Genomic DNA, 25,822 nt, shown 5'->3' on the forward strand with positions numbered 1-25,822 from the left:
GATCGATGAAGATTCATGTCAGAGTGACGAAAACCCTCCGATGGGTCGGCCAGGTGCCACCTGTACGCAGCCGCCGCCAGCAGCGGCTGCGTTGCGAACTGGATCAGCACACGTCAATCCCGCCCCTCTACCGTTAGCCTCGCGCTTTCATGAAGCGGGCTGTCCGATAGGCGGTCAGGCAAGCAGAAAGTGCCTCTGACCAGCAAGAATGAGGATTGTCTAGGTCCTTGTTCCCGCTGAAACCAAAGGCACTTTCCAGGTGAAGAAGCCTATCGGGTCCTACCCCCGTGTCCGTATCCGGGAGGACGGCCGGGCCGTGGTCTCGCAGGCCGGTTCGGTCCTGCTGATCGAAACTGTCCGCAAGACCGGTCTTGACCAGGCCTTATCCGCAGCCCTGACCTTGTGGCGGAAGCCGCGGGCCGTCCACGACCCCGGCAAGATACTCGTGGACCTCGCACTGGCGGTCGCGCTGGGCGGGGACTGCCTCGCCGATATCACCCTGCTGCGGTCCGAGCCTGCCGTGTTCGGGCCGGTCGCCTCCGACCCTACGGTCTCCCGGCTGATCGACACCCTTGCCGCCTCGGGCGAGAAGGCGCTGACCGCCATCCGCGCCGCACGTTCCGAAGTCCGCCGACGCGTCTGGGAGTTGGCCGGCAACCGGGCTCCGGACACCGGCGGACAGGTGACCGTGGACCTGGACGGGGTCCTGGTCGTCGCGCACTCGGACAAGCAGGACGCGGCCCCGACCTGGAAGAAGTCCTACGGTCATCACCCGCTCATGGGGTTCGTCGACCACGGTCCGGGAGGGACCGGTGAACCCGTCGCCGCCCTGCTGAGACCCGGGAACGCGGGCTCGAACACGGCCGTCGACCACATCGCAGCCGCCCGCCTGGCCCTCGCTCAACTGCCCAAAAAGTACCGGCAAGGACGGCGGACGCTGATCCGCTGTGATTCTGCGGGCGGCACCCATGAGTTCGTGGCCTGGCTCGCCCAGCGCGGGCGTTGGCTGTCCTACTCGGTCGGCATGGTGATCACCGAGGCCATCCACCAGCACGTTCTTCAGATCCCCGCATCGGCCTGGACGCCCGCGGTCGAGCCGGACGGCGAGGTTCGTGACGGGGCCTGGGTCGCCGAACTCACCGGAGACCTGCTCGACGGCTGGCCGCAGGGCATTCGGTTGCTCGTCCGCAAGGAACGTCCCCACCCCGGAGCCCAGTTGCGGATCACGGATGCGGACGGCATGCGTCTCACGTGCTTCGCCACCAACACCGCCGACCGGCCGATCGCCGAACTCGAGCTCCGTCACCGGTTGCGGGCTCGCGCGGAGGACCGGATCCGAGCCGCCCGGGCCACCGGGCTCCGCAACCTTCCCCTGCACGACACCGCGCAGAATCAGGTCTGGCTGGAGACCGTCCAGATGGCGCTCGATCTGCTGGCCTGGATGCCCATGCTCGCCCTGACCGGCCAGGCGAGACTTTGGGAACCGCGTCGCTTGCGGTTCCGCCTGTTCTCCGCGGCCGGCCAGCTCGTCATCACCGGCCGGCGCCGCCTCCTCCGCCTTGCCCGCCACTGGCCCTGGACCCGCGAGATCACAGACGCCCTCGAACGGCTCGCACTCTTGCCGAACCCCGGCTGACCAGCAGCTTTCCCACCCCTACGAGCAGCATCACCCTCACCCGGAACAGTGGAAACCGGCGTCCACCCGAGACGACACCCGGGCCCCCGGCCTGCCCGGTCTCGGCCATCGACAACGAAATGGGCCGCCGACTTCGTCGACGGCCCATCAAGAAAGATCGAGGTTAGCTCACAGCGACCGGTATGCCTCAGCCTTCCGACATCGCGCGGCCCACCAAAGCCGTCAATGCGTCCTGTGACCGGCTCGGCTAAAGATCTTCAGCGTGATGTGATTAATGGCTTTCAATCGAACTGCATCCAGGTACATTCTATGATGCCGACGTTGAGTTGAAGAGCGATCCGTGGTTGGCGGAGGGGAAGTGCAGGGCATGAGAATTTCCAAGCTGCGGGTCCAGAATTTTAAGAGCTTTGCAGATACCGGTGAGCTCGAACTTGCCGGTATTAATGTTTTGGTGGGACGTAACAACAGTGGAAAATCCGTCATCCTGCGATCTATCCACACGATGCAGGAGAACGGGCATCCAAATCCTGAGCATGTCAGAATTGGCACAGATGCCGCTTCGGTGAAATTTGAGTTCTCTGGCGATTGTTTGGGGGACGCGCTTGAACGGCATTTTGGAGTATCAGCGCCTGATGCGGAAAATGCCAAACTTAATTTTTCATTCCAGCGTACGGATGATATGCACAATGGTCTCTCTTTGAATGAGGATAGAAGGATCACGTTCGGAAGTTCCGTAGCTATGAGTGATGGTAGCCTCGGACGGAAAACCGGCAATTCTGGCGTGCGCGCTATCCGTTCGAGCGAGCCCAGTAATTTTATTTACACCTACTTCTCTAAGCGTAAAGTCGCGCATTTTGAGCGCATTGTTGACCTGACGCGCACCCTGGCGATTGAGAATGATCTGAGGAATCTTGTTGCCAAGGTAACTAGATTGGCAAACCCTGATTACGAAGGTGCGCAAGAGTACGAGGCTCTCTGCAATAATGTGCTCGGATTCCGGATCAGTTCCTATGCTTCGGCTGGTGGTCAGCAGGCAGGAATCCCGGTTGGACGCTTCGACCATATTCCCATTGAGTCAATGGGTGAGGGCGTATCCAGCATGCTAGGTCTTATCGCCGACCTATGTATGGGGGACGGAAACCTTTTCTTGATCGAGGAGCCAGAAAACGATATTCATCCCGAGAGTTTGAAGACTCTCCTCAGGGTAATTGTCGATAAATCCAAGAATAATCAGTTCATTGTAACGACGCACTCGAACATTGTTACGCGCTACCTAGGTGCGGCTGTAGATTGCAAAGTGTTTGAGGTGACGATGAACCATCAGCGGAACACGACGCCCACCTCAGAGATTCAAGAGATCGAGAGGACGGCCGAGGCGCGCATTGAAGTTCTGCGTAGCTTGGGATATGAGCTTTCTGATTTCGACCTCTGGGACGGATGGCTCATCTTGGAGGAGTCTAGCGCCGAGCTTGTCATTCGATACTTTGTCCCCTGGTTTGTTCCAAGGCTTGCACGGGTGCGGACAATTTCGGCAGGTGGAGTTACGAAGGTGGTACCGACCTTTGAGGACTTCCGGCGACTGTTTCTGTTTGCTCATCTTGAGCCGCAGTATAAGGGTCGTGTTTGGGTCATCGTGGATGGAGATGATCCCGGGAAGGAAGTAGTTAGCAACCTTCAAGGCAGTTACAAGACATGGCCCGGCGGACACTTTCGCACATGGACGCACGGAGACTTCGAACATTTCTATCCGTCGCGTTTCTTCGAACAGGTTTTCGAAGTCTTGGCCAAGTCGCACGACGAAAAACGTGAAGCGAAGAAGCGTCTTACGCGCGACGTCAGAAGGTGGTGCGATGAAAATCCCGAAGCAGCTAAAGCGGCATTTAAGGAGTCTGCGGCAGAGGTAATCGAAATGCTCCAAGAAATCGACAAGACCTTGTTTGGGTCGGAAGAATAAGAGGCGTCCGTTATGCGGAATGATAATGCTTTGGACCGAGAAATCGCGCGCGTGCGGACGTTTACTCGCTCCATGCTTGACGAGTACGGCGCTTGGGGGAGCAAGATCACCGTGGGTGAAGTTCAGTATGGTGCCTATGGTGACATTCTTGATTTTCTGAACTTTCGCATGGAGACCGCCGACAGCTGCCTTCTCCTTATTGAGAACGGGAAGGTTGCTGATTCAATTGGGCTGAGTCGTTCGCTGCTTGAGCATTACCTGCTGTTCATTCTCATGTGTCGTGGTCGGAAATATTTCCGCATCCAGGATCTCTCGGCCTCCATGAATGAGCGGGAGTTTAAAGAACGCCTCAAGGAAGTGCAGAATCAGGTTGAGGAATTGCAGGCGAAGGGAGGTGGGCAGTGTCTTGAGGTGAGGAAGGCTCCTCGTGTCAGTCGACGTCTCATGTACGTCTTCGAAGGACTCAAGAGCCAGGACGATCCGGACTTCATGATTCCTGTCCATTACTTTCAATTTCAACAGTTTCGACCGGAGATGATGCGCCTTAAAGATGAGGATTACTTTCAGTATTACGAGCATGAGCCTGAGACAAAGAAAGTTCTCAAGGGGCATCGCGATGAGGCTGCGCTGAACTATAAGTTTTATCTGTCGTATGACGGCCTACTTGAATGTCTAGAGTTGAACGACGTCATTGATTCGGCCGTAATTGCCAGAATTGAGGCTCACTATACATTTCTGGGTAAGTTCCTGCACCCGACGCACAACGCTGCTCGTGACTTGCATGATCAGAACAACGTGTACAGCGGTGGGACCGTAATCGGCATGAGGCAGCCTTACTCGAAGGTTGCAGTATTGCTTGCATCGCTCTATGTCTGCTATACGGTAGCTGGCTTGTTGGATGAGGCTGCAACGCTGATCGAGGGTGCTCCTGAGAAATACATCAGTCGCGCAGGGACGGAGGAGATCCGCAGGCTGACAGTGAGTGTCAGTGAGAGCTTCCCGTACTTCTGGTTCCTGTTCAACGATCCGCCACTGTGGGATCGCTTCAACTATTGCGTTCACCATGCGAACGATGATGAGCTTCGTGCCTGGGGAGGATATACAGGAGTGCCAAAGGAGCGGGTGCCTTTCGATCAGCACATTTACTCTCACCTTGAACGTGCTGTTGGTGGGGCGAGTAATGTGCGATGTGGCGTATATCAATCGCCAATCCTGCGTGGCTGATTAACGATGCGCGAGCGGAAGCTTTGCGGCGAACCGTGGCGGTGCCGCGTAAGAAATGCGTGAATGTGCACGCCAAGACAGGTGGGTCAGCTTCACCGAGATCCCCCTGGAAGCTGTCCTGCGGTGACCCATTGCTCGGAGTTGACGGCAGCTCTGACGGCAACGACGGCACACAGACACATATGATCGCCAACCCGAGCGATGGAGCTCGGAGACCGTTGTCCCTTCCCCTGGTGTCCTGCCCGATCCTACGGATCAGAAGGTTGCAGGTTCGAATCCTGCCGAGTGCACAGCAGACCAGAGGGCCCCGTGGATCACCACGGGGCCCTCTGGCGTTCGTGCTGCCGGTCGTCGTCATCGGCAGGACGAACGCGGCGCACGGGTGTGACGCTGCTCGGGTGAACCTAAGTTGTGGTGCGAGTTTCTTATTAGTAATTCTTTATGGAGTGTGAAGAATGGCGTCGTCTCTGACCGAGGTGACGTGACAGCGGAAAGAAGTGCACGGAAAGCGTGCTCGTTGTCCTGTCTCTCCTGACCGATAGGAAGGTTCCAGTGAACCGTAGGACGAGCCGAATTTCGCATCTGAAGTCCGCGGGAATGGTGTCGGTGGGTGCGGTCGCCGTGGCGCTCAGTATTGTGCCGAGCACGGCGGCCGCCGCCGACGCGATGCAAAAGCCCGGCGCCGGTGGTGCCGCGGCTCAGCCGAGTTCGAACAGCGCGCCTTCGGCGGCCATCGCCGATGCGATCCGCAGGGCCGGCGCGCAGGGTCAGGCGACGCTGTACCCGGACGGCGCCCCGTCGGCCGACGACCGGAACAACCGCCCCCACCCCAAGGGCGAGCGGGGTCCGCAGGGCAAGCCGGGCAAGCCCGGCAGACCGGGTAGGCCGGGTAGGCCGGGCCCGCAGGGTCCGCAGGGCGAGCAAGGTGAGCAGGGCCCGCAGGGTTTCCAGGGCAACCAGGGTGCCGCGGGCACGCTCGGCAGCTCGTACGTCGTCACCGCCAGCAGCCCGGGAACCTCGGGAGGAACGACGTCGGTGAATGTTTCCTGCGGTCTCGGAGACGTGGCCACCGGCGGCGGAGTGTCCTCTACCGGCGGCGGCGCCATCAGGGACAGCTCGCCGCTGGGGGGCACACCCACCACGCCTCCCACGGGGTGGCAGGCCAGCATCAACGGCAACAACCAGCTCAGTGTCTACGCGGTCTGCGCCGACCTGACGCCGTAACTCCCATGTGAGCGGTGATGCGTGGCGAGTGCCCATGAGGCTTCGGCCTCATGGGCACCGTCCGCGTGAGAAAACGTCGATTCAACCGCTGGATTTCATTTGCCGCCGATAAACTCACCCAATCGGAGGCAAGGCCAATCCGGTGCCGGTGACGGAATACCTAGACCAGCAGCGGCCCGCCGCACCGTTCGGCGCCGTCCTTCATTGCGATGAGGTTGGCGACCACGTACGAGATGTTCTTCTCGGAGTGCCACTCGGACGGGAAATAGGTCGCCAGCCGTGAACTCTGGAACCGGGCCTCGATCTCGGGCACGAAGGTGCGGTACTGGTTGTCCGTGTAGTACCAGAAGGAGTTCTCGTTGTAGTACGCGACGTGGGTCGGGTCCTGGTAGGCGCCGCGGCCGTCGGAGCTGGGCGTCGTGCTGAGGAGCATGCCGCCGGGTACCAGCAGCCGGTACAGCTCGTTGATCAGAGGCACCTTCGCGGGCACGTGCTCCAGGAAGTCCACGGCCCGCATCAGACCGACGGAGTCGTCGGGCAGGTCCAGTCTGCCGGGCAGGGTCGCGACGATGTCGACGCCATCACCCGGGTACTGGTCCACGCCCAGGTAACCGGGCGGCTTCCGGTGCGCGGCGCCGAGGTCCAGGGCGAGCAGCCCCCTCCGGTGCGTCCAGGCGAGGGCGTTGGCCTCGATGTACTTGTCGTACAGGGCGACCGTCTCGTGCTGGATGTGCGCGTTGATCTCCGGGGCGCGTTGCGTGTTCGCGGGGTGCATCCGCTGGAGGTACAGACAGCGGGGGATGTGGTGGAAGTCGCCGACGTGGAACAGCCGGCACATCAGATCCTGGTCGTCCAGGACGGTACGGGTGGCGTCGTAGCCTCCCGCCTGCACGTAGGCCTCCTTGCGGAACGCCCGCACGTGGTTGGGCGCGTACCAGATGTAGGCGACGTTGTGCGGAGTCGGCGCCATGGACCTGACCTGAAGCAGCTTGCGGCCGTCGACGCGCACGTCCTCGTAGTGCCAGCCGTGCGCCTCGTTGAACCGGCTGTCGTCCCGTCTGCCGTCCTCGGTGATCTGCGCGGTGTTGCTGTAGACGAAGACGACCTCGGGGTGTGAGTCGAACGCCTTGCCGAGCTCCGCCAGGCACGCCTTCGCCAGCAGGTCGTCGTGGTCGAGTTCCACGAGGATCTCGCCGCGCGCCAGTTCGCACGCCCTGCGCTTGGCCGCTCCGACGCCGACGACGTCGTCCGCGATCTCCACACGGACCCTCGCGTCGGGGCGCTCCGGTCTCCACCGGGCGCCGTTGTTGAGCAGGACGATCCACTCCCAGTCCGGGCAGGTCTGTGCCTGGAGGGTCGCCAGGCACTCGTCGAGGAAGCGGGCCTGGTGGCTGGGGGTGAAGACGGAGAACCTCGGGGTGGCGGTCGACGTCATCTGGTGCTCCCTGCTTGGCTCGATGTCGATGAGGGCTCAGGGCCCGGGGCGGGCCACCGCCAATTTCCGCCGACGTTACGAGTCCGCCTCGACGACCGCGCCGCATGGCAGGCGGTCGGGGCGTACAGACCACCCGAATGTGCCAAGGCCCCGGGGGCGCCGTCCCTCAGCCGCCCAGGACGGGATATCGGGCGAACTGCCCCCTCAAGTACCGGTAGTGAGGGTGTATCACTTCCATAACGCCTGATGGTTGAGATGTGAACTTTGGGGCGGGTGGGTGTGAAGATCCTCTTGGTGGTCGAACGTTTCTTCCTCCCCCACGCGTACGTTCCCGAAAGGGTCGAGAGCCCTCCATGCAGTTGCCGCAGTTGCCAGACCGCGCCGCAGCCGTGCCCCGCAAGCGAGTTCAGGCCATCGCCGTCTCTCTCGCCACCGCGGTCACCATCGGTGGACTCGTCGTGATTCCGGCCGTCACCGCGCAGGCGGCCGTCTCCTGTGCCACCGGTACGTGGACCGAGCAGTTCTTCGCCAACGCCAAGCTGTCCGGTGCGGCCAAGAAGACCGTCTGTGATGCCGCCATCAGCGAGAACTGGGGGGCCGGGCGTCCCGCCGTCTCCGGGATCGCCAAGGACAACTTCTCCGTTCGCTGGACCCAGGTACGGGACTTCGGCGGCGGCGGGCCGTTCAGCGTGACCGCCGCGAGCCAGGACGGCGTACGGATATACGTCGACGGCAAGAAGATCCTGGACACCTGGAAGGACGTCACGCGGACCCGGACCAAGACCGTGGCGCACACCTTCGCCAAGGGGCGCCACACCCTGCGCGTCGACTACTTCGCCGGCCGGGGTTCCGCCAACGTCTCGGTCAAGGTGACGCCCGCAGCCAAGGACAAGGTCAAGCCCAACGCTCCGGTGGGCGTGAAAGCCTCGTACGCCTATCCGACCGCCAAGCTGACCTGGACCAGGAGCCCCGAGGCCGATCTCGCCGGGTACCGGGTCTACCGGTCCACCAGTTCGAACGTGCCGGTCGTTCCCGCCAACCTCATCAGTGGCAGCAAGCTCGTCACCGCCACCTCGTACAACGACAAGCCCGCCGCCACCGGGGCGCGTTACTACTACCGTCTCGTCGCCGTCGACAAGTCGGGGAACGTGTCGGGCGGTTCGTCCGTTGTCAATGTGACGTCCAAGGACGTCACCGCACCCACCGCGCCCACGAACGTCACCGTGACCGCGAGCGGCACCGGCAACACCGTCGCCTGGGGCAGGCCCACCGCCGACACGGTCAAGTACCGCGTGTACCGCGCCACCTCGGCCACCGGCACCGGCGTCACCAAACTCGCCGACACCACGGCGGCCAGTTACAACGACGCCTCCGCCGCCGAGAAGGCCACCTACTACTACGCCGTCGCCGCGCTCGACGCCGCCGGGAACGAGGGCGCCCGCAGCGCCTACGTCTCCGGCACCCGGCCCGACACCACCGCGCCCGCCGCCCCCGCCGACCTCACCGCGACCGGCATGCTCGGCAGCGTCGAGCTGACCTGGACCTCCGGCGATTACCCGGACACGGTGGCCTACGAGGTGTGGTCCTCGGACTCCGCCGACGGGACGTACCAGAAGCTCGTGTCGACCGACGAGGGCTGGTACATGGACATCTCCGCGCCCTATGACTCCGCCACGTACTACAAGGTGTACGCGCTCGACGCCGCCGGGAACGTGTCGGCCGCCGCGACCGTCTCCGGCAGTGCGCTCACCCCGCCCGACACCACCGCGCCGGACGCGCCCGGCGGCCTCGCCGCCGTCGGCGGGGACCGGGAGATCAAGCTGAGCTGGACCGCGCCGGCCACCGAGGCCGGCCCCAGGTACCGGATCTACCGGTCCACCAGCCCGGCCGTGGCGCTCACCGGCGCGAACCTCGTCGCCGCCGGGCAGACCGCCACCTCGTTCACCGACACGAACTTCGACGTCGACGGGGTGACCTACTACTACGCGGTCACGGCGTACGACGCCGCCGGCAACGAGTCCGTGAGCAGCGGCTCGGCCGGGGCCACGACCCTGTACTTCGCCGCCGATCTCGTTGTGGGGAAGGGTGGGTACTCCACCATCCAGGCTGCGCTCAACGCGGCTCCGGCCGGGGCTACGGCGGATGTGACCATCCTGGTCAAGCCGGGGACGTACACCGGGTCCGTGGTTGTCGCCGAAGGCAAGACGCATCTCGTCGTCGTGGGCGGGACGGGCGACGCGGCCGACACCGTCCTCACCCAGGCGCGCGGTGTGAGCGACGGCAGCACCGCCGTCACGATGGAGTCGTCGGCGACCGTCTACGCCGACGCCTCCGATCTGACGGTCAAGAACCTCACCATCGCCAACGAGTACGTCGAGGACCCGACCAGCAGCAACAACCAGGCCGTCGCGCTGCGGACCACCGGTGACCGGCAGGTCTACGACAACGTGCGGCTGCTGGGCAACCAGGACACCGTCTACATCCGCGAGCCCGACAGCCGGGTGCTGATCCGCAACAGCTACCTGGAGGGCGACACCGACTGGCTCTACGGCGCCGGTACCGCCGTCTTCCAGAACGACGAGATCCACTACACCGGCAGCCGGGGCAAGAACGGCGGCTCGATCACCGCCGCCAGTACGAAGGCGGGTTCGGCGTACGGCTTCCTGATCACCGACAGCGACATCACGCTCGACGCCGGGATCACCTCGTACTACCTGGGGCGGCCCTGGCCGCAGTACTCCAGCGACTACCAGCCCCAGGTGATCGTCCGCGGCACCTCCATCCCGAGGACTCCCACCTCGGCGTGGAAGGACTGGGACGCCAGTCATGGTTGGAAGAACGCGCGTTATGCGGAGTACCGGAACACCGGCGTCGGCGCCGACAACAGCGGGACGAACGCGAACCGGCCGCAGCTGAGCGACATCGAGGCCCGGAAGAACACGGCCGCGCGTTTCCTGCGCGGCACGGACAACTGGGACCCGACGGGCACGCTGGCCGCCGAGGACTTCGTCGTCCCGGACGCGCCGACCGGTCTGACGGCCGCGGCCACCGCCACCGGGATCGACCTCGCGTGGACCGCAGCGACGGACAGTGATGTCGCTGGGTACCAGGTGTACCGGCGGGCGCCCGACGGCGACACCCGGGTGATCAGCGGTCAGGCTCCCCTCAGCGGCACCTCGTACACCGACTCCACGGCCGTCCAGGGCAGCGCGTACACCTACTGGGTCGTCGCCATGGACGCCTCCGGCAACCTCTCCGGCGACTCGGTCTCGGCCACCGCGACCGTTCCGGTGCCGGTCGTGGACGAGGCTCCGGGCGCCCCGACCGGGCTCACCGCGACCGGCGCCGCCGGGCGGATCGACCTGGCCTGGACCGCGCCCGCCGACGGCGACCTGGCCGGGTACCGGGTCTACCGGTCGACCTCCGCCGGGGTCACCGCGACCGAGGGCAACCTCGTCGCCACGGGCGTCACCTCGACCTCGTACAGCGACAGTTCGGCCGCCTTCGGGACGACGTACCACTACGCGGTCGTCGCCGTGGACGCCGCCGGGCAGGTCTCCGGGGTCTCCGGCGAGGTCAGCGGTTCCGAACTGCCTGTCGGTACCGACGTGGTGGTCGCGGCCGACGGCACCGGGAACTACAGCACCGTCTCGGCGGCCGTCGCGGCCACGGCCTCCGGCGGTACGGCGGCCGACCCGTTCGTCATCGCGGTCCGGCCCGGCACCTACCGGGAGACGGTCACGCTGAAGAACAAGCCGTACGTGCAGATCGTCGGTACGAGCGGCGACGCGTCCGACACGACGATCGTCCACAACAACGCGGCGGGCCTCACCAACCCGAGCACCGGTTCCGCGTACGGCACCGACGGCAGCGCGACCTTCGCCAACCAGAGCAGCAACACGCGCTTCGAGAACCTGACGATCTCCAACGACTTCGACGAGGCCGCCAACCCCGACCTCATGGCCGCCTACAAGGGCCAGGCCGTCGCGCTGCTCGCCCAGGGCGACCGGCAGGTCTACGACAACGTCCGGCTGCTCGCCAACCAGGACACCCTGTACACCAAGCAGCTCAGCTACGGTGGCGCCCTGAGCCGGCAGTACTTCACCGACTCCTACATCGAGGGTGACGTCGACTTCATCTGCGGTCACGGTACGACGGTGATCGACAACTCCGTCATCAAGGTGCTGACCTCCCGGACCAGCACCCCGATCCTCTCCGCGCCGCAGACCAACTCCGCGGTGGCGTACGGGTTCCTGATCGCCGACAGCCAGATCGTCACCGACGGGGTCAACACCGCCGCCAAGCTCAGCCTCGGCCGGCCCTGGAGCGCGAGCGGCCAGCAGGTCATCCGGAACACCTCGCTGCCCGCGCAGGTCGGCAGCGCCCCGTACAAGAACTGGAGCGACAGCCAGACCTGGGCCGCCGCCCGCTTCGACGAGTACGGGAACAGCGGCGCGGGCGCCGACAACAGCGGGACCAACGCCGACCGGCCCCAGCTGACCGCCGCGAACGAGGGCACCTACACCGTCGCCGCCTATCTGACCGGCACGGACGGGTGGGCTCCGCAGGGCAGTTGACCGTCCGTACGGGTATGGGGCCTCATCGTTCGCGGTGGGGCCCCGCGCCGTTGTCCGGATCGCCGGTCCGCGTCAGGATGACGGCGTGCCGATCTTGCCGCCGTCCGTCCTGCGCGCACTGGAGCGGTTCCACGCCGCCCGTCCCTGGGACCACAACGCCCACTACCACCCGTGGATCCTGCGGCAGTTGCCCCGGCGGTACGGCCGCGCCCTGGACGTCGGCTGCGGCAGCGGCGACCTGGTGCGGCTGCTGGCCGCGCGGAGCACGTCGTCGGTGCTCGGCGTCGACTCGGACGCCGCGATCATCGACCGGGCCCGCGAACTCACCTCCCCGGCCGCCCCGGTCACCTTCGCCGCCGTGGACGCGATGACCGGGCTTCCGGAGGGTCCGTACGAGGTCATCACCTGTGTCGCAGCCGTCCACCACCTTCCGTACGTCGACGCGCTCGCCCTCTTCCGGCGGCGACTGGCGCCCGGCGGGACGCTGGTCGTCGTCGGGCTGGCGCGGGCCGAGAGTCCCGTCGACCATCTGCTGGGGGCTGCCGCCGTGTTGGCGAACCTCGTCATGGCGTGGGTGAGGAACCGGGGGCGGCGGGCGGCGCGCCCGGTGGCCATGACCGCGCGGACGCGGGCCGCGGAGACGGGGTTCGGCGAGGTGGTCCGGGAGGCGCGGCGGGTGCTGCCCGGGTGCCGGGTGCGGCGGCGGCTCTTCTGGCGGTACACGCTGGTGTGGCGGAAGCCGACGGGTAGTTGATCCCTTCTGGCGTTCCCTTCTCCTTCATCTCCTTCTTCTGCTCCGTTTTCGCCCTCTTCCTGTGCCACCGTTGGCCCATGACCGAGACTGGGGTTGCCGTCCATGAACCTGCGTAGTCATCTTCTCCAGCGGCTGCTGGGGCTCGAACCTCCCCTGACCCGCGATCTCGTCGTCCGGCGGGATCTGCGCGTCCCGATGGCCGACGGGATCGAGCTGCTGGCGGACCGGTGGGTGCCCCGGGGGCGTGAGGACGACGGGCTGCCCGTCGCGCTGATCCGGACGCCGTACGGGCGGCGCGGGGTCCAAGGAGGCGGTTCCGTACGGCTGTTGGCCGAACGCGGGTTCCAGGTGCTCGTGCAGAGCGCACGCGGGACCTTCGGCTCGGGCGGGGTCTTCGATCCGTTCCGGAACGAGCGGGCGGACGGGCTCTCGACGCTGGAGTGGGTGGTCAAGCAGCCCTGGTGCGCGGGGTCAGTCGTGCTGGTCGGGGCCAGTTACATGGGGTTCGCCCAGTGGGCCGTCGCCGATTCGCTGCCGCCCGAGGTCAAGGCGATGATCCCGATGGTGACCGAGTCGGCGCTGACCCTGGAGTTCCTGCGGGCGGACGGGTTCTCGCTGGAGACGCCGTTCGAGTGGGGCGTCATGGTCGCCGGGCAGGAACGTCCCTTCGCGGTGCTGCGCCAGATCGCCCAGGCCTCCCGCAACCGGCGTGCCCTCGCCACGCTTCCGCTGAGCGGCGCCGACCAGGCCGCCCTCGGACACCGCTCCGACTACCTCCAGAGCATCTTCGCCCACGACACCGACGGTCTTGGGTCCGGCGTCGACGAGCGTGACGATCAGCTCGACCATCGGCATCGGGTGACGGGCGTGAGTGTGCCGGTCAGTTCGATCGGGGGCTGGTACGACATCTTCCTGCCGGGCCAGTTGCGGGACTTCCGGGCGTTGCAGGAGGCGGGGCGGTCGGCCCGGCTCACCGTCGGGCCGTGGGGCCATCTGTCCCCGCACGGCACACCGATCCGCGAGGCGGTCGAGTTCGGGCTCGCCCACGCGCGCGGGGAGGTGCCTCCGGAGCGGGAACCCGTACGGCTGTTCGTCATGGGCGGCGCGGGGGAGAAGGACGGTGAGTGGCGGGACTTCGGTACCTGGCCGCCGGTCGGGTACGCGCCCCGGCGGTTCCACCTCGCGGCCGATGGTGTGCTCGGCGGCGAACCGGGTGAACGGGCGGCGCACGACACCTATCGGTACGACCCCGCCGACCCCACCCCCGCCGTCGGCGGCGTCCGGATGGGCCGGGGCGCCGGGCGGGTCGCCAACGCGGAGTTGGAGGCGCGGGCCGATGTCCTGACGTACACGACACCCGAGTTGGAGGAGGACGTCGAGGTCGCCGGGGAGGTCGGGGCGGAGATCTGGTTCAGGTCCAGCCTGGCGCACGCCGATGTGTTCGTGCGGGTGTGCGATGTCGACGCGCGCGGCCGGTCGTACAACGTGTGCGACGGGCTGGTCAGTGTCACCGGCGCCGATGAACTCCGCCTCGTCCGCGTCTCGTTGTGGCCCACCGCCTACCGCTTCCGGCGCGGACACCGCATCCGCGTGCAGGTGTCCAGCGGGGCGTTCCCGAGGTTCGCGCGCAACACGGGGTCCGGCGAGCCGCACGGCACGGCCACGGTTCTGCTCGCCGCCGACCAGGAGGTCCATCACGGGGGTGGGAGTCCGTCGGCGGTCGTGCTGCCGGTGCGGAGTGAGTGAGCCGTCCCTCCAGTACGTCCTTCTAGCTTCTGTGCGTCTGGTACGTCCTTCTATGTGTCCGTCTCGCGGATCTCGTCCATGTACGCGCGGGCCAGTTCGCCCTGGCGCGTGAACCAGTCGGTCAGTACGGCGACTTCGGCCGGGGAGTAGTCGGCGATGAGGCCGGCCAGGCGGGCGTAGTAGGGCTCGTAGAGGGCGTGGACCCGGGCGACGGCGGCCGGTTGGGCGGCCACGCGGACCCGGCGGCGGTCGTTCGGGTCGGGGCGGCGGGTGAGGTAGCCCGCGCGTTCGAGGCGGTTGAGGATGCCGGTTACCGCGCCTGTGGTGACGTGTGCGCGTTCGGCCAGGTCGCCGGCGGTGAGCAGGTCCTCGCCCGCCTCCAGGACGAAGGCGAAGCAGGTGAGGTCGGTGACGTTCAGGCCGAGACGCCGGGCCATCTCCTGCTGGCTGAGCAGATGCGTCGCGATGGTGTGGTCCATCGCCGTGAGCATCTGGGCGGGGGACGCGGGCGGGCGGGACGTGCCGGGTGGGCCCTGCGCGTCAGGGATGCCTTGCATCGGGGATTGCCTTAGCTGGTGAGAGGTTTTGTGGTTAAACTGCTTACGGCGTGAGAGATTCTCGATTCTACGTGGGGAGACGCGTACGTGAGCACCTACGACGAGGGACACACCGTCGCCGGCTGGACCGGCACCGCCATCGGGACCGTCGGGTCCTGTGTACTCGGCCTCGGAATCTGTACGACCTCGGCCCTCGCGGTGACGGGCGGGATCGCGGTACTGGTGGTCGCCCTGCTGGTCACCTGGGTGCTGCATCTCGCCGGGTGGGGGAAGGCGCCGGGCGTACGGCCGGTGGGCGAGTGGCGGATGCGGGAGCGGGACCGCTCGGCGCGGGCCGGGCATCAGGGGTGCGTGGGGTGCCGGCTGGCGGGGCGGGGGCGACGGGCGGGCGGTACGGCCGTCACCACCGGCGCCGAAGCTGTTCCGGAACGCGTCTGAATCTCCGCCTCTCTGCGTCTCTGCGTCTCTGTGTCTCCGCCTCTCTGCCTCTCTGCCTCTCCGGCCGTCCGACCTGGTCTTTTCGCTGGCCGAGGGGGCGTTGTCAGTGGCAGCCCGTACTCTCGCAAGGGATGGCACAGGCGTGGAGATGCACGGGGCTGCGATGGTCGGCGGACGGTCCCGTGCTGCGGTGGGACGGCGGGCGCAACAGTGTGCTGACGTGGGGAAAGAGGGTGGCCTTCGGGGTCACGGAGGGGGGCGTACGGACATGTGTGGGAGCGCGGGGCAACGCCTGTCCGATACGGGCGGCGGTGTCGGGGCGGAGTACGGGGGCGCGGTGCGAGGAGTGCGCGCGGCTGGACCGGGCGCACTCGGTCGCCGCCGACACGATCGCCGACGATCCACGCCCCTATCACGTATATCTGGCCTGGTTCGGGCCCGGCATGACCAAGGTCGGCATCACGGCGCTGGAGCGGGGCTCGGCACGGCTGCTTGAGCAGGGTGCGGTCGCCTTCAGCTGGCTGGGGTCCGGCCCGCTGATGGCCGCCCGGCGTACGGAGGAGCTGCTGCGCGCCGCACTCGGGGTCCCGGACCGGATTCCGTACGCCGACAAGCGGGCGGTGCGGGCCGCGTTGCCGGAGACGGTGGCGGAGCGGGCCGCCGAGGTCGAGGAACTGCACGCCCGGGCTGTGGAGCTGGGTGCCTGGCCCGAGTCCCTGGAGCGGGCGCCCTGCCAAGTCGTCGACCACGTCGGGGTGTTCGGGCTGACGGGGTCGGCGCCGGCTGTGGGTGCGGTGAGCGAGCTGGTGGCCGGGGGTGTCGTCGGGGGCGAGCTGGTGGCGGCGGCCGGACCCGATCTGCATCTCGACCTCGGGGACGCGGCTGAGGACGGGCGGGGCGTGGTCGTACTGGACACGAGGCTGATGACGGGGTGGGAGCTGGTGCCGGTCGCGAGCGGTGGACTCACCGTGCCTGTGCGGGAGTTCAAGGGGATGAAGGGGGCGGGGGAGGCGGGGGTGCAGGACGGGCTGTTCTGAGCCCGAATCAGGGGGGTACCGAGCTGAGGAAGGTCTGACATCGGTATGAGGATGAGGTGAGAAGGGGAGGTCGGAGGGGACGAATCGGGCGTGCGGAAGTGGGGTGCGCAACGTCGGATCAGGTTCGCCCAGGAGACGCACAGGATGCCCTCTGGTGGCCTCAGGGGCTTGTCGTCGACGGGTCCGGCGGCCTGTGCGGCCCGGGAAGTGGCAGGTCAGGACGGGTATTGCTGGGGCGGGCGAGGTCGGCCGGGCGGGGCCGTAAGCGACATTTGGGCGGCGGATTCCCAGAGGTTCCCTGAGAGGCGCCTGTGAGTTTCTCAGGAAAATCACAGGTTCCAGAAAGCTTGCTCTCAGAGGACACCGACAAGGTGTCCGCTATGACCACGACCTCGCCCCAGGGGCGCACCGAACTGCTGAGGCCGGACGGGAGCCCCGTCCGAGTGCTTGTGGTGGACGACGAGCTGTCGATCACCGAGCTGCTGTCCATGGCCCTCCGCTACGAAGGCTGGCAGATCCGCAGCGCGGGTGACGGAACGGGTGCGGTGCAGACCGCGCGCGAGTTCCGGCCCGACGCCGTCGTACTCGACATGATGCTGCCCGACATGGACGGCCTCACCGTCCTCGGCCGGCTGCGGCGCGAGCTGCCCGACGTACCCGTGCTGTTCCTGACGGCGAAGGACGCCGTCGAGGACCGGATCGCGGGCCTCACCGCGGGCGGCGACGACTACGTCACCAAGCCCTTCAGCCTCGAAGAGGTCGTGGCACGGCTGCGCGGCCTGATCCGGCGCTCCGGTGCCGCCGACCGCCGCTCCGACTCCGTGCTGGTCGTCGGCGACCTCACCCTCGACGAGGACAGCCACGAGGTGTCTCGGGCCGGAGAGGGCATCCACCTCACCGCGACCGAGTTCGAGCTGCTCCGCTTCCTGATGCGCAACCCGCGGCGCGTGCTCAGCAAGGCCCAGATCCTCGACCGCGTGTGGTCGTACGACTTCGGCGGCCAGGCGAACGTCGTCGAGCTGTACATCTCCTACCTGCGACGGAAGATAGACGCCGGGCGCGAGCCGATGATCCACACCCGGCGTGGTGCCGGATATCTGATCAAGCCCGCCGGCTGATCCGTACTCGGCGTGGGGCGGGCATGTGTTCGCCCTCATAGTCGCGGGTCGGTCGAATCCCCGGCGTACGGGACGGCGCGCGGTCAGAATGTAGGGCGCGTCAATGGTGGTGCCGCTCCGGAAGACGTAGTCGAGCCCGGCAGGAGGGCAGCACGGTGAGCAGTCAGAGGAAGTCGCACAGGCAGCGGAAGGTGAAGCGGCAGAACAAGCCGCGGACGTTGCGCACGCGGCTGGTGGTCTCGGCGGTCACGCTGATCGCCGTGGTGTGCGCCGTGATCGGCACGGTGACGACCATCGCGCTCGAACAGCACCTCGACAAGCAGCTGGACAGCCAGGTCACCGAGGCCTCCAAGCGCGTCGGTGGACCTCCGAACGGGCCGGGTCCGGGCAGTGACAACGCGAACGGCAATCCGCCCAACGGGGTGCCGGAAGGCAACGGCTCGGCCTCCGCTTCCACGCCCTCCACGGGTTCCTCGTCCTCCACGGGCAACAGCACCACCTCCGCGGGCGCCGACAACCAGACCGTCGAAGAACGGCTGACGGAGTTCATGGTGAAGGGCGGCACGCAGGAGAACACCGTCGCCGCCGCCGTCGACTCGAACGGCGGTGTCACCCAGGCGTACGTCGGCAAGATGCAGTCGAGCACGAGCACCAGCACGAGCACCAGCACGACGGGCAGTGACATGGAGGCCGTCAAGCTGAACGAGACGCAGATGGCGGAGCTGGCCTCGGTCTCCCGGGACGGCGGTCTGCACACCATCACCATCGACGGTCTCGGCGAGTACCGCGTCACCTACGTCGACGGCACCCGCGGCAACTTCTACGTCGCCCTGCCCACCGACTCCGTCACCACCACCATCAACACCCTGATCCTCGTAGAGGTCAGCGTCACCGCCGCCGGTCTCGTGGCCGCCGGTATCGCCGGCTCCGTACTCGTCGGAGTGGCCCTGCGCCCCCTCCGCAAGGTCGCCTCGACCGCCACCCGCGTCTCCGAACTCCCGCTGCACACCGGCGAGGTGACCCTCAACGAGCGGGTCGCCGAGTCCGAGACCGACCCGCACACCGAGGTCGGCCAGGTCGGCGCCGCCCTCAACCGCATGCTCGACCATGTGCACGGCGCCCTGCACTCGCGCCAGCAGAGCGAGATGCGCGTACGCCAGTTCGTCGCTGACGCCAGCCATGAGCTGCGTACGCCGCTGGCCTCGATCCGCGGATACGCCGAGCTGACCAGACGTGGCCGTGAGGAGACCGGTCCTGACACCCGGCACGCCCTCGGGCGGATCGAGTCCGAGGCCGGGCGGATGACCCTCCTCGTCGAGGATCTCCTCCTTCTCGCCCGCCTGGACGCGGGCCGCCCGCTCCAGTTCGACCAGACCGACCTCGTCCCCCTCGTCGTGGACACGATCAGCGACGCGCGTGCCGCCGGCCGGGACCACAACTGGCGCCTCGACCTGCCCGACGAGCCCGCGCTGGTGTCGGCGGACGCGGCCAGGCTCCAGCAGGTCCTGGTGAACCTGCTGGCCAACGCCCGTACGCACACACCACCAGGCACGACCGTCACCGCGCGCGTGCAGCGGCGCGGGCCGTGGCTGTGCGTGGACGTGCAGGACGACGGACAGGGCATCCCCGCAGATCTGCTGCCGCACGTGTTCGAGAGGTTCGCGCGAGGAGACTCCGCGCGCTCCCGGACCACCGGGTCGACAGGCCTCGGGCTCGCCATCGTGCAGGCCGTCGCGACCGCGCACGGCGGTGCGGTGACCGTCGACAGTGTGCCCGGACAGACCATCTTTACGGTGCATTTGCCTGCTCTTGCCCCCGAAACAAACTGGCAATCGGACTCACAGGTACAGCACAGTGCCACCACATGGGTGGAACAGGGGGCCTGACGAAAGTCGGTCCTATGCGAACCGACTCTTCTCCCGGCACTCTGCCGGCGCGGGAGCACCTCCCGGCCGGAGACGCCGGTACGCCTGTCCTGGACGTAGTGATCCCCGTCTACAACGAGGAGAAGGACCTCCAGCCATGCGTGCTCAGACTGCACGAGCACCTCAAGCGCACGTTCCCGTACGCGTTCCGCATCACGGTGGCGGACAACGCGTCGACGGACACCACCCCTCAGGTGGCCGCGCGGCTGGAGGCGGAGATACCGGAGGTCAGGTCCTTCCGGCTGGAGCAGAAGGGGCGCGGCCGGGCCCTGCGGACAGTGTGGTCCGCGTCCGACGCGCCGATCCTCGCCTACATGGACGTCGACCTCTCGACCGACCTCAACGCCCTGCTGCCGCTGGTGGCACCGCTGATCTCCGGTCATTCGGACCTCGCGATCGGCTCCCGGCTGGCCCGCTCCTCGCGCGTCGTGCGCGGTGCGAAGCGGGAGTTCATCAGCCGGACGTACAACCTGATCCTGCGTGGCTCGCTCCAGGCCCGCTTCTCCGACGCGCAGTGCGGATTCAAGGCCATCCGGCGTGATGTCGCCCAGATCCTGCTGCCGCTCATCGAGGACACCGGCTGGTTCTTCGACACCGAGATGCTGGTGCTCGCCGAGCGCGCCGGACTGCGCATCCACGAGGTGCCGGTCGACTGGGTCGACGACCCGGACTCGACCGTCCACATCGTCAAGACGGCGACCGACGACCTGAAGGGGGTGGTGCGGGTGGGCAAGGCCCTGGCCTCCGGCTCGCTTCCGCTGGACCGGCTCGCCCGGCCCTTCGGCGACGATCCGCGCGACCGCGACATCAAGGACGTACCCAAGGGGCTGGCCCGCCAGCTCGTCGGGTTCTGTGTGGTCGGCGGGATGTCGACCCTCTTCTACCTGCTGCTCTACAGCGCCTTCCGGGGCTTCGCCGGCTCGCAGATCGCCAACGCGCTCGCGCTGCTGGTCTCCGCGGTCGCCAACACGGCGGCCAACCGGCGCCTGACCTTCGGGGTGCGCGGCAAGGGCGGTGCCGTCCGCCACCAGGCGCAGGGCCTGGTCGTCTTCGGCATCGGACTCGCCCTGACCAGCGGCTCGCTCGCCGCCCTCAACGCGGCGACCAGCGACCCCGGTCACTCCACGGAACTGGCGGTGCTCATCGCCGCCAACCTCGCGGCGACGGTGCTGCGGTTCCTGCTCTTCAGGGCCTGGGTGTTCCCGGACCAGCGCGACGAGCCGGCGGCCTCGACCGTCGTGGCCTCGCACACGCCGAGTTCGCCCACGTACCAGGCCTACACCACGGGCCAGTACACCAACGCTTCGTACAACAACTCGCAGTACACGAACGCTTCGTACGGCAACTCCCCTTACCCCACTGACCAGTTCCGCGCCGGTGATGTCGCGGACCGCACCTGGGGGGACCCGACCATGCGGCTCCAGCCGGTGCGCCCGCACGACAGCCAGGATCCGAGGAACCCGCGATGACCACCGCTCACTTCGACCAGACGACCTATCCGCCGCCGGATTCAACTGCTGTGCAGCAGCAGGAAGTTGCCGACACGGCCGTGCCGGCGCCCTCCTCCGGTGAGCCCAAGCAGCCCTTCGTGCACAGACTGTGGCGAGGGCGGCCCGAGGACAACCGGTGGGTACGGCCCGCGTTCCTCGCCACGCTGCTGGTGATCGGCGCGCTGTACTGCTGGAACCTGACGGCTTCCGGATACGCCAACTCCTTCTACTCGGCGGCGGTTCAGGCCGGCAGCCAGTCCTGGAAGGCCTTCTTCTTCGGCTCCCTCGACTCGGCCAACGCGATCACCGTCGACAAGCCCCCGGCCTCTCTCTGGCCGATGTCGCTGTCGGTCAAGGTCTTCGGCCTCAACTCCTTCGCGATCCTGTTCCCGCAGGTCCTGATGGCCGTCGCCACGGCGGGTGTGCTGTACGCGTCCGTGCGGCGCCGGTTCAGCGCCACGGCCGGTTTCCTCACGATGGCGGTCTTCGCGCTGACGCCCGTCGCCGCGCTGATGTTCCGCTTCAACAACCCGGACGCGCTCCTCGCGCTCCTCATGGCCGCCGCGGTCTACGCGACCCAGCGCGCAATGGAGAAGGCCGAGACGAAGTGGCTGCTCTGGGCGGGTACGGCGATCGGTTTCGCCTTCCTGGTCAAGACGCTCCAGGCCTTCCTGATCCTGCCGGTCCTCGCCCTGGTCTACGTGATCTTCGCGCCGACCAGCGTGCGCAGGCGCATCGGACAGGTGCTGGCCGCCGGTCTCGCGATGGTCGTCGCGGGCGGCTGGTGGGTCGCGATCGTCGAACTGTGGCCGGCGTCCTCGCGCCCCTACATCGGCGGCTCGCAGAACAACTCGTTCCTTGAACTGACCTTCGGCTACAACGGACTTGGCCGTATCAACGGCGAGGAGACCGGCAGCGTCGGCGGTGGTGGCGGTGGCGGCAGCAGCGGCCAGTGGGGCGAGACCGGCTGGGACCGGATGTTCAGCTCCAGCATCGGCGGCCAGATCTCCTGGCTGATCCCGGCGGCGCTGATCCTGCTCGTCGCGGGCATCTGGGCCGGCCGCAAGGCCACGCGCACGGACGGCGTCCGCGCCGCGCTCCTCCTCTGGGGCGGCTCGCTGCTGATCACCATGGTGGTCTTCAGCTTCATGCAGGGCATCTTCCACGAGTACTACACGGTCGCCCTCGCCCCCTACATCGCGCCGCTGATCGGTATCGGCGCGGCCCTGCTCTGGCGGGAACGGGACAAGATGTGGGCGTCGCTGACGCTCGCGGGTGCCATGACGGCGACCGCGGTGTGGGGTTACGTCCTCCTCAACCGCTCCTCCGACTACCTGCCCTGGCTGAAGTGGCTCGTGCTGGTGGGCGGCCTCGTCGCCGCGCTGGGCCTGATCTTCGTCAACCGCCTCGGGCGTCAACTGGCCCTCGCGGTCGTCGGGTTGAGCTTCGTCACGGCGCTGGCCGGTCCGACGGCCTACTCCCTCACCACCCTCAACGAGGGCCACACCGGCTCGATCGTCACGGCCGGTCCGTCCGTCCAGGGCGGTCGCGGTGGCCCCGGCGGTGGCGGCGGTATGGGCGGCGGTCCTGGTGGCGGCGGTGGCGGTTTCGGCGGCCAGCAGGGTCAGCAGAACGGCAACGGCAACACCCAGCAGGGCGGTGGCGGCATGGGCCAGCCCCCGACCGGCGGCAACGGCGGCGGGTTCCCCGGCGGCGGCAACAGCCAGAGCCAGGGCAACGGCAACACCCAGGGCCAGGGCAACCAGCAGGGCGGCATGCCCGGCGGTACGACCGGCGAGGGTGGCGGCATGGGCGGCGGCGGTGGCGTGGGCGGTCTGCTCAACGGCGCCAGCGTCACCAGCGAGGCCAAGGCCCTGCTGGAGAAGAACGCCAGTGACTACACCTGGGCCGCGGCGGCCATCGGCGCGCAGAACGCGGCGAGCTACCAGCTGGCCACCGGTGACCCGGTGATGGCGATCGGCGGCTTCAACGGCACCGACCCGTCCCCGACGCTGGCCGAGTTCAAGAAGTACGTGGCGGACGGCAAGATCCACTACTTCATCTCCAGCGGCTCCGGCGGCGGTGGCATGGGCGGCAGCAGCAGCACGACGAGCACGTCGTCCCAGATCAGCTCGTGGGTCGAGAGCAACTTCAAGGAAGTGACGGTGGGTTCGGCCACCTTCTACGACCTGACGCAGCCGACGAGCAGCAGCTGATCAGCATCCGCTGAGGTTCTTTTCCAGGGTGGTGGCCCGGGGCGATCTCGCTCCGGGCCACCGCTTTGTTATTTGTTGTACGCCGTACAGGAACTGTTCTACGGTGTACAACATGTCTACGTCCCCCCAGGGCCACCCCCAGCGCTGGCTGATCCTCGGTGTCATCTGTCTCGCGCAGCTCACCGTGCTGCTCGACAACACCGTCCTGAACGTCGCGATCCCCTCCCTCACCCGGGAACTGGGCGCCTCCACCTCCGACATCCAGTGGATGATCAACGCGTACTCGCTGGTCCAGTCGGGCCTGCTGCTCACCGCCGGGAGCGCGGCCGACCGCTACGGCCGCAAGAAGATGCTGGTCGCGGGCCTGATCCTGTTCGGCGTGGGCTCACTGGTCGCCGGCCTTGCCGACAGCACCGGCCAGTTGATCGCGGCGCGGGCCGGGATGGGCGTCGGCGGCGCACTGCTGATGACGACCACGCTCGCCGTGGCGATGCAGATCTTCACGCCCGAGGAGCAGCCGAAGGCCATCGGCATCTGGGCCGCGGTCAACTCCCTCGGCTTCGCCACGGGCCCGCTCATCGGCGGTTTCATGCTGAACCACTTCTGGTGGGGCGCGATCTTCCTGATCAACATCCCGGTGGCGGCGCTGGGCCTGGTGGCGGTCGTGGCACTGGTCCCCGAGTCCAAGAACCCGACCGGCGACCGCCCTGACCTGCTCGGCGCGCTGCTCTCGACGATCGGCATGTCCTCGCTCGTGTACGCGATCATCTCCGGCCCCGAGCACGGCTGGACCTCCGGCCGCGTACTGGCTCCGGCGACGGTCGCGGTCGTCGTCCTGGGCGCCTTCGCGTACTGGGAGAGCCGTATCCCGTACCCCATGCTCGACATGCACTTCTTCCGGAACCGCCGGTTCACGGGCGCGGTCGCGGGTGCGGTGCTCATCACGTTCGGGATGGGCGGCTCCCTCTTCCTCCTCACCCAGCACATGCAGTTCGTGCTCGGGTACGGCCCTCTGGAGGCCGGGCTGCGCACGGCGCCGCTCGCCCTCGCGATCGTCGCCCTCAACTTCACCGGCGTGGCGGCGAAATGGTCGGCCAGGCTCGGCACCCCGCTCGCCATCGGCCTTGGCATGACGGCGATGGCGGCGGGCCTGGTCTCCATCGCGACGGTTGCCTCCGGCGGTTACGCGGGTACGTTGCTGGGCCTGCTGCTGATCGGGACGGGAGCGGCGGTGGCGAGCCCGGCGATGGCACACGCGATCATGAGCTCGATCCCGCCGGAGAAGGCGGGCGTCGGGGCGGGGATCAACGGCACGGTGGCGGAGTTCGGGCAGGGACTGGGGGTCGCGGTGCTGGGCGCGGTGCTGAACTCGCGGTTCGCGGCGCTGGTTTCGGTGGCGGCGGGGTCCCTGCCGGGGGCGTTGGCGGAGGCGGGGTCGGTGGCGGAGAGGGTGCGGATCACGGAGGCGTTTGCGTCCGGGTTGGAGACCAGTCAGTTGGTGGGGGCGGTGGCTGTGTTGCTGGGTGGGGTTGTTGCGGCGGTGTTGTTGCGTCGGGCGGAACGGGCAGAGTCTGAGGTGGGTGTGGACGTGGTCGCCTAATAGCTCGGGGGGTTCTGTTCGATTGCGGCTGCGGCAGCGTCGTGGTTGATCGCGCAGTTCCCCGCGCCCCTGAAAGGGGCGCCTAGCATGGCCTGTGTTGGAAGCTGACGAAAGGTACGGCCATGGTGAGGGCAGCCGAGAGGCCGGCGCGGACCAGTGTGTGGCTCGAAGGGAAGGCGCGTCGGAGTAACAGTGGCCGGGGTGGGCAGCCCTCCGGGCTTGACCGGGACCGGATCACCGAGGTGACCGTGCGGCTGCTGGACGCGGAGGGGCTGGCGAAGTTCTCGATGCGGCGGCTGGCCGCCGAGCTGAACGTGACGGCGATGTCCGTGTACTGGTACGTCGACACCAAGGACGACCTGCTCGAACTCGCCCTCGACGCGGCCTCCGCCGAACTGCGTCTGCCCGACCCGGAGGCCGAGGGCGAGGACTGGCGCGACCAGTTGCGCGTGCTGGCCGGCGAGTACCGCTCCCTGCTGGTCCGCCACCCCTGGGTGTCGCCGCTGGCCGGTACCTACCTCAACATCGGCCCGCACTCGCAGGCCTTCTCGCGGGTCGTCCAGCGCGTGCTCCGCCGCACCGGCCTGCCAGCGCGGGGCCTCACGGGCGCCATCGCCGCCGTCTTCCAGTTCGTGTACGGATTCGGCACGGTGGAGGGCCATTTCATCGCCCGCTGCGCGGACGCCGGCATGACCCAGGACGCCTACTTCCGGCACGCCATGAGCGCTGTCGGTGCCGCCCCGGAGACCGCCGAGTTCATCCAGGAGTCGGCGGACATGATGGCGGCACGGGGCGGCGGCACGGTGGAGGAGATGCGGGAACGGGATTTCGACTTCGCCCTGGAGCTGCTGGTGGCAGGAATCGAGGCGATGGTGAAAACCAGCCTTTGAG

17 protein-coding genes are annotated in these 25,822 nt (G+C 67.3%); 15 read left to right on the plus strand and 2 right to left on the minus strand.

The window, feature by feature from the left end:
* Positions 1 to 259: 259 nt before the first annotated feature.
* From OG787_RS24785 to OG787_RS24800, 4 genes are all read left to right on the plus strand, one after another.
* A complete protein-coding gene (locus tag OG787_RS24785) occupies positions 260 to 1,636 on the plus strand; it encodes an IS1380 family transposase (protein ID WP_405534056.1) in 1,377 nt (458 codons plus the stop codon).
* Positions 1,637 to 2,003: 367 nt separating this feature from the next.
* On the plus strand, positions 2,004 to 3,590 hold the full coding sequence (locus tag OG787_RS24790; RefSeq protein WP_405536421.1) for an ATP-dependent nuclease: 1,587 nt from the start codon (positions 2,004 to 2,006) through the stop codon (positions 3,588 to 3,590).
* A 72-nt stretch (positions 3,591 to 3,662) separates the two neighbouring features.
* The gene (locus OG787_RS24795) at positions 3,663 to 4,814 is read left to right on the plus strand and encodes a hypothetical protein (RefSeq protein ID WP_405536422.1); all 1,152 of its coding nucleotides are present in this window, start codon (positions 3,663 to 3,665) and stop codon (positions 4,812 to 4,814) included.
* Positions 4,815 to 5,435: 621 nt separating this feature from the next.
* On the plus strand, positions 5,436 to 6,038 hold the full coding sequence (locus OG787_RS24800; RefSeq protein ID WP_405536423.1) for a hypothetical protein: 603 nt from the start codon (positions 5,436 to 5,438) through the stop codon (positions 6,036 to 6,038).
* Between the two features lie 160 nt (positions 6,039 to 6,198).
* On the opposite strand, the gene OG787_RS24805 is transcribed toward OG787_RS24800, so the two are convergent.
* Positions 6,199 to 7,473 carry a glycosyltransferase gene (locus OG787_RS24805; RefSeq protein WP_369029050.1) on the minus strand — a complete coding sequence of 425 codons (1,275 nt, stop codon included), beginning with the start codon at positions 7,471 to 7,473 and terminating at the stop codon, positions 6,199 to 6,201.
* 353 nt (positions 7,474 to 7,826) lie between these two features.
* On the opposite strand from OG787_RS24805, the gene OG787_RS24810 reads away from it, so the two are divergent.
* From OG787_RS24810 to OG787_RS24820, 3 genes are all read left to right on the plus strand, one after another.
* Positions 7,827 to 12,050: a pectinesterase family protein gene (locus OG787_RS24810; RefSeq protein WP_405536424.1), complete on the plus strand. Its 4,224-nt coding sequence runs from the start codon at positions 7,827 to 7,829 to the stop codon at positions 12,048 to 12,050.
* Between the two features lie 85 nt (positions 12,051 to 12,135).
* Entirely contained in the window at positions 12,136 to 12,804 is a 669-nt protein-coding gene (locus tag OG787_RS24815) for a class I SAM-dependent methyltransferase (RefSeq protein WP_405536425.1), read from the plus strand.
* Positions 12,805 to 12,906: 102 nt separating this feature from the next.
* Positions 12,907 to 14,550 (plus strand): CocE/NonD family hydrolase, encoded by a 1,644-nt coding sequence (locus tag OG787_RS24820; protein WP_405536426.1) that lies wholly within the window; start codon positions 12,907 to 12,909, stop codon positions 14,548 to 14,550.
* 50 nt (positions 14,551 to 14,600) lie between these two features.
* Here the strand turns inward: OG787_RS24820 and OG787_RS24825 are convergent, their stop codons facing one another.
* Complete coding sequence (locus tag OG787_RS24825; RefSeq protein ID WP_369029046.1) at positions 14,601 to 15,107, minus strand: MarR family winged helix-turn-helix transcriptional regulator; 507 nt, start codon at positions 15,105 to 15,107, stop codon at positions 14,601 to 14,603.
* 87 nt (positions 15,108 to 15,194) lie between these two features.
* Between OG787_RS24825 and OG787_RS24830 the strand changes: the two genes are divergently transcribed.
* The 8 genes from OG787_RS24830 to OG787_RS24865 all read left to right on the plus strand — a co-directional run bounded on the left by OG787_RS24830 (position 15,195) and on the right by OG787_RS24865 (position 25,821).
* Positions 15,195 to 15,545: an HGxxPAAW family protein gene (locus OG787_RS24830; protein ID WP_405536427.1), complete on the plus strand. Its 351-nt coding sequence runs from the start codon at positions 15,195 to 15,197 to the stop codon at positions 15,543 to 15,545.
* Between the two features lie 131 nt (positions 15,546 to 15,676).
* Entirely contained in the window at positions 15,677 to 16,582 is a 906-nt protein-coding gene (locus tag OG787_RS24835; RefSeq protein WP_405536428.1) for a DUF2797 domain-containing protein, read from the plus strand.
* A gap of 380 nt (positions 16,583 to 16,962) precedes the next feature.
* Positions 16,963 to 17,700 carry a response regulator transcription factor gene (locus OG787_RS24840; protein ID WP_235476918.1) on the plus strand — a complete coding sequence of 246 codons (738 nt, stop codon included), beginning with the start codon at positions 16,963 to 16,965 and terminating at the stop codon, positions 17,698 to 17,700.
* A gap of 155 nt (positions 17,701 to 17,855) precedes the next feature.
* Complete coding sequence (locus OG787_RS24845; protein WP_369029043.1) at positions 17,856 to 19,586, plus strand: ATP-binding protein; 1,731 nt, start codon at positions 17,856 to 17,858, stop codon at positions 19,584 to 19,586.
* Positions 19,587 to 19,600: 14 nt separating this feature from the next.
* Positions 19,601 to 21,094: a glycosyltransferase gene (locus OG787_RS24850; protein ID WP_405536429.1), complete on the plus strand. Its 1,494-nt coding sequence runs from the start codon at positions 19,601 to 19,603 to the stop codon at positions 21,092 to 21,094.
* Positions 21,091 to 23,331, plus strand: a complete 2,241-nt coding sequence (locus tag OG787_RS24855) for an ArnT family glycosyltransferase (protein WP_405536430.1) — start codon at positions 21,091 to 21,093, stop codon at positions 23,329 to 23,331. The genes OG787_RS24850 and OG787_RS24855 overlap by 4 nt, the downstream gene beginning before the upstream one ends.
* A gap of 112 nt (positions 23,332 to 23,443) precedes the next feature.
* Entirely contained in the window at positions 23,444 to 24,931 is a 1,488-nt protein-coding gene (locus OG787_RS24860; RefSeq protein WP_369029040.1) for an MFS transporter, read from the plus strand.
* 122 nt (positions 24,932 to 25,053) lie between these two features.
* Positions 25,054 to 25,821 (plus strand): TetR/AcrR family transcriptional regulator, encoded by a 768-nt coding sequence (locus tag OG787_RS24865; RefSeq protein WP_369029039.1) that lies wholly within the window; start codon positions 25,054 to 25,056, stop codon positions 25,819 to 25,821.
* Position 25,822 lies beyond the last annotated feature (1 nt).

The organism is Streptomyces sp. NBC_00075 (assembly GCF_045041225.1).
Taxonomy (GTDB): domain Bacteria; phylum Actinomycetota; class Actinomycetes; order Streptomycetales; family Streptomycetaceae; genus Streptomyces; species Streptomyces adonidis.

What these genes read in the sequence shown, in the direction of transcription:
- OG787_RS24790 (WP_405536421.1), top strand. Translation starts at nt 2,004, where the DNA reads ATGAGAATTTCCAAGCTGCGGGTCCAGAATTTTAAGAGCTTTGCAGAT.
- OG787_RS24795 (WP_405536422.1), top strand. Translation starts at nt 3,663, where the DNA reads ATGCTTGACGAGTACGGCGCTTGGGGGAGCAAGATCACCGTGGGTGAA.
- OG787_RS24805 (WP_369029050.1), bottom strand. Translation starts at nt 7,473, where the DNA reads ATGACGTCGACCGCCACCCCGAGGTTCTCCGTCTTCACCCCCAGCCAC.
- OG787_RS24810 (WP_405536424.1), top strand. Translation starts at nt 7,827, where the DNA reads ATGCAGTTGCCGCAGTTGCCAGACCGCGCCGCAGCCGTGCCCCGCAAG.
- OG787_RS24820 (WP_405536426.1), top strand. Translation starts at nt 12,907, where the DNA reads ATGAACCTGCGTAGTCATCTTCTCCAGCGGCTGCTGGGGCTCGAACCT.
- OG787_RS24825 (WP_369029046.1), bottom strand. Translation starts at nt 15,107, where the DNA reads ATGCAAGGCATCCCTGACGCGCAGGGCCCACCCGGCACGTCCCGCCCG.
- OG787_RS24835 (WP_405536428.1), top strand. Translation starts at nt 15,677, where the DNA reads ATGGCACAGGCGTGGAGATGCACGGGGCTGCGATGGTCGGCGGACGGT.
- OG787_RS24840 (WP_235476918.1), top strand. Translation starts at nt 16,963, where the DNA reads ATGACCACGACCTCGCCCCAGGGGCGCACCGAACTGCTGAGGCCGGAC.
- OG787_RS24850 (WP_405536429.1), top strand. Translation starts at nt 19,601, where the DNA reads ATGCGAACCGACTCTTCTCCCGGCACTCTGCCGGCGCGGGAGCACCTC.
- OG787_RS24855 (WP_405536430.1), top strand. Translation starts at nt 21,091, where the DNA reads ATGACCACCGCTCACTTCGACCAGACGACCTATCCGCCGCCGGATTCA.
- OG787_RS24860 (WP_369029040.1), top strand. Translation starts at nt 23,444, where the DNA reads ATGTCTACGTCCCCCCAGGGCCACCCCCAGCGCTGGCTGATCCTCGGT.
- OG787_RS24865 (WP_369029039.1), top strand. Translation starts at nt 25,054, where the DNA reads ATGGTGAGGGCAGCCGAGAGGCCGGCGCGGACCAGTGTGTGGCTCGAA.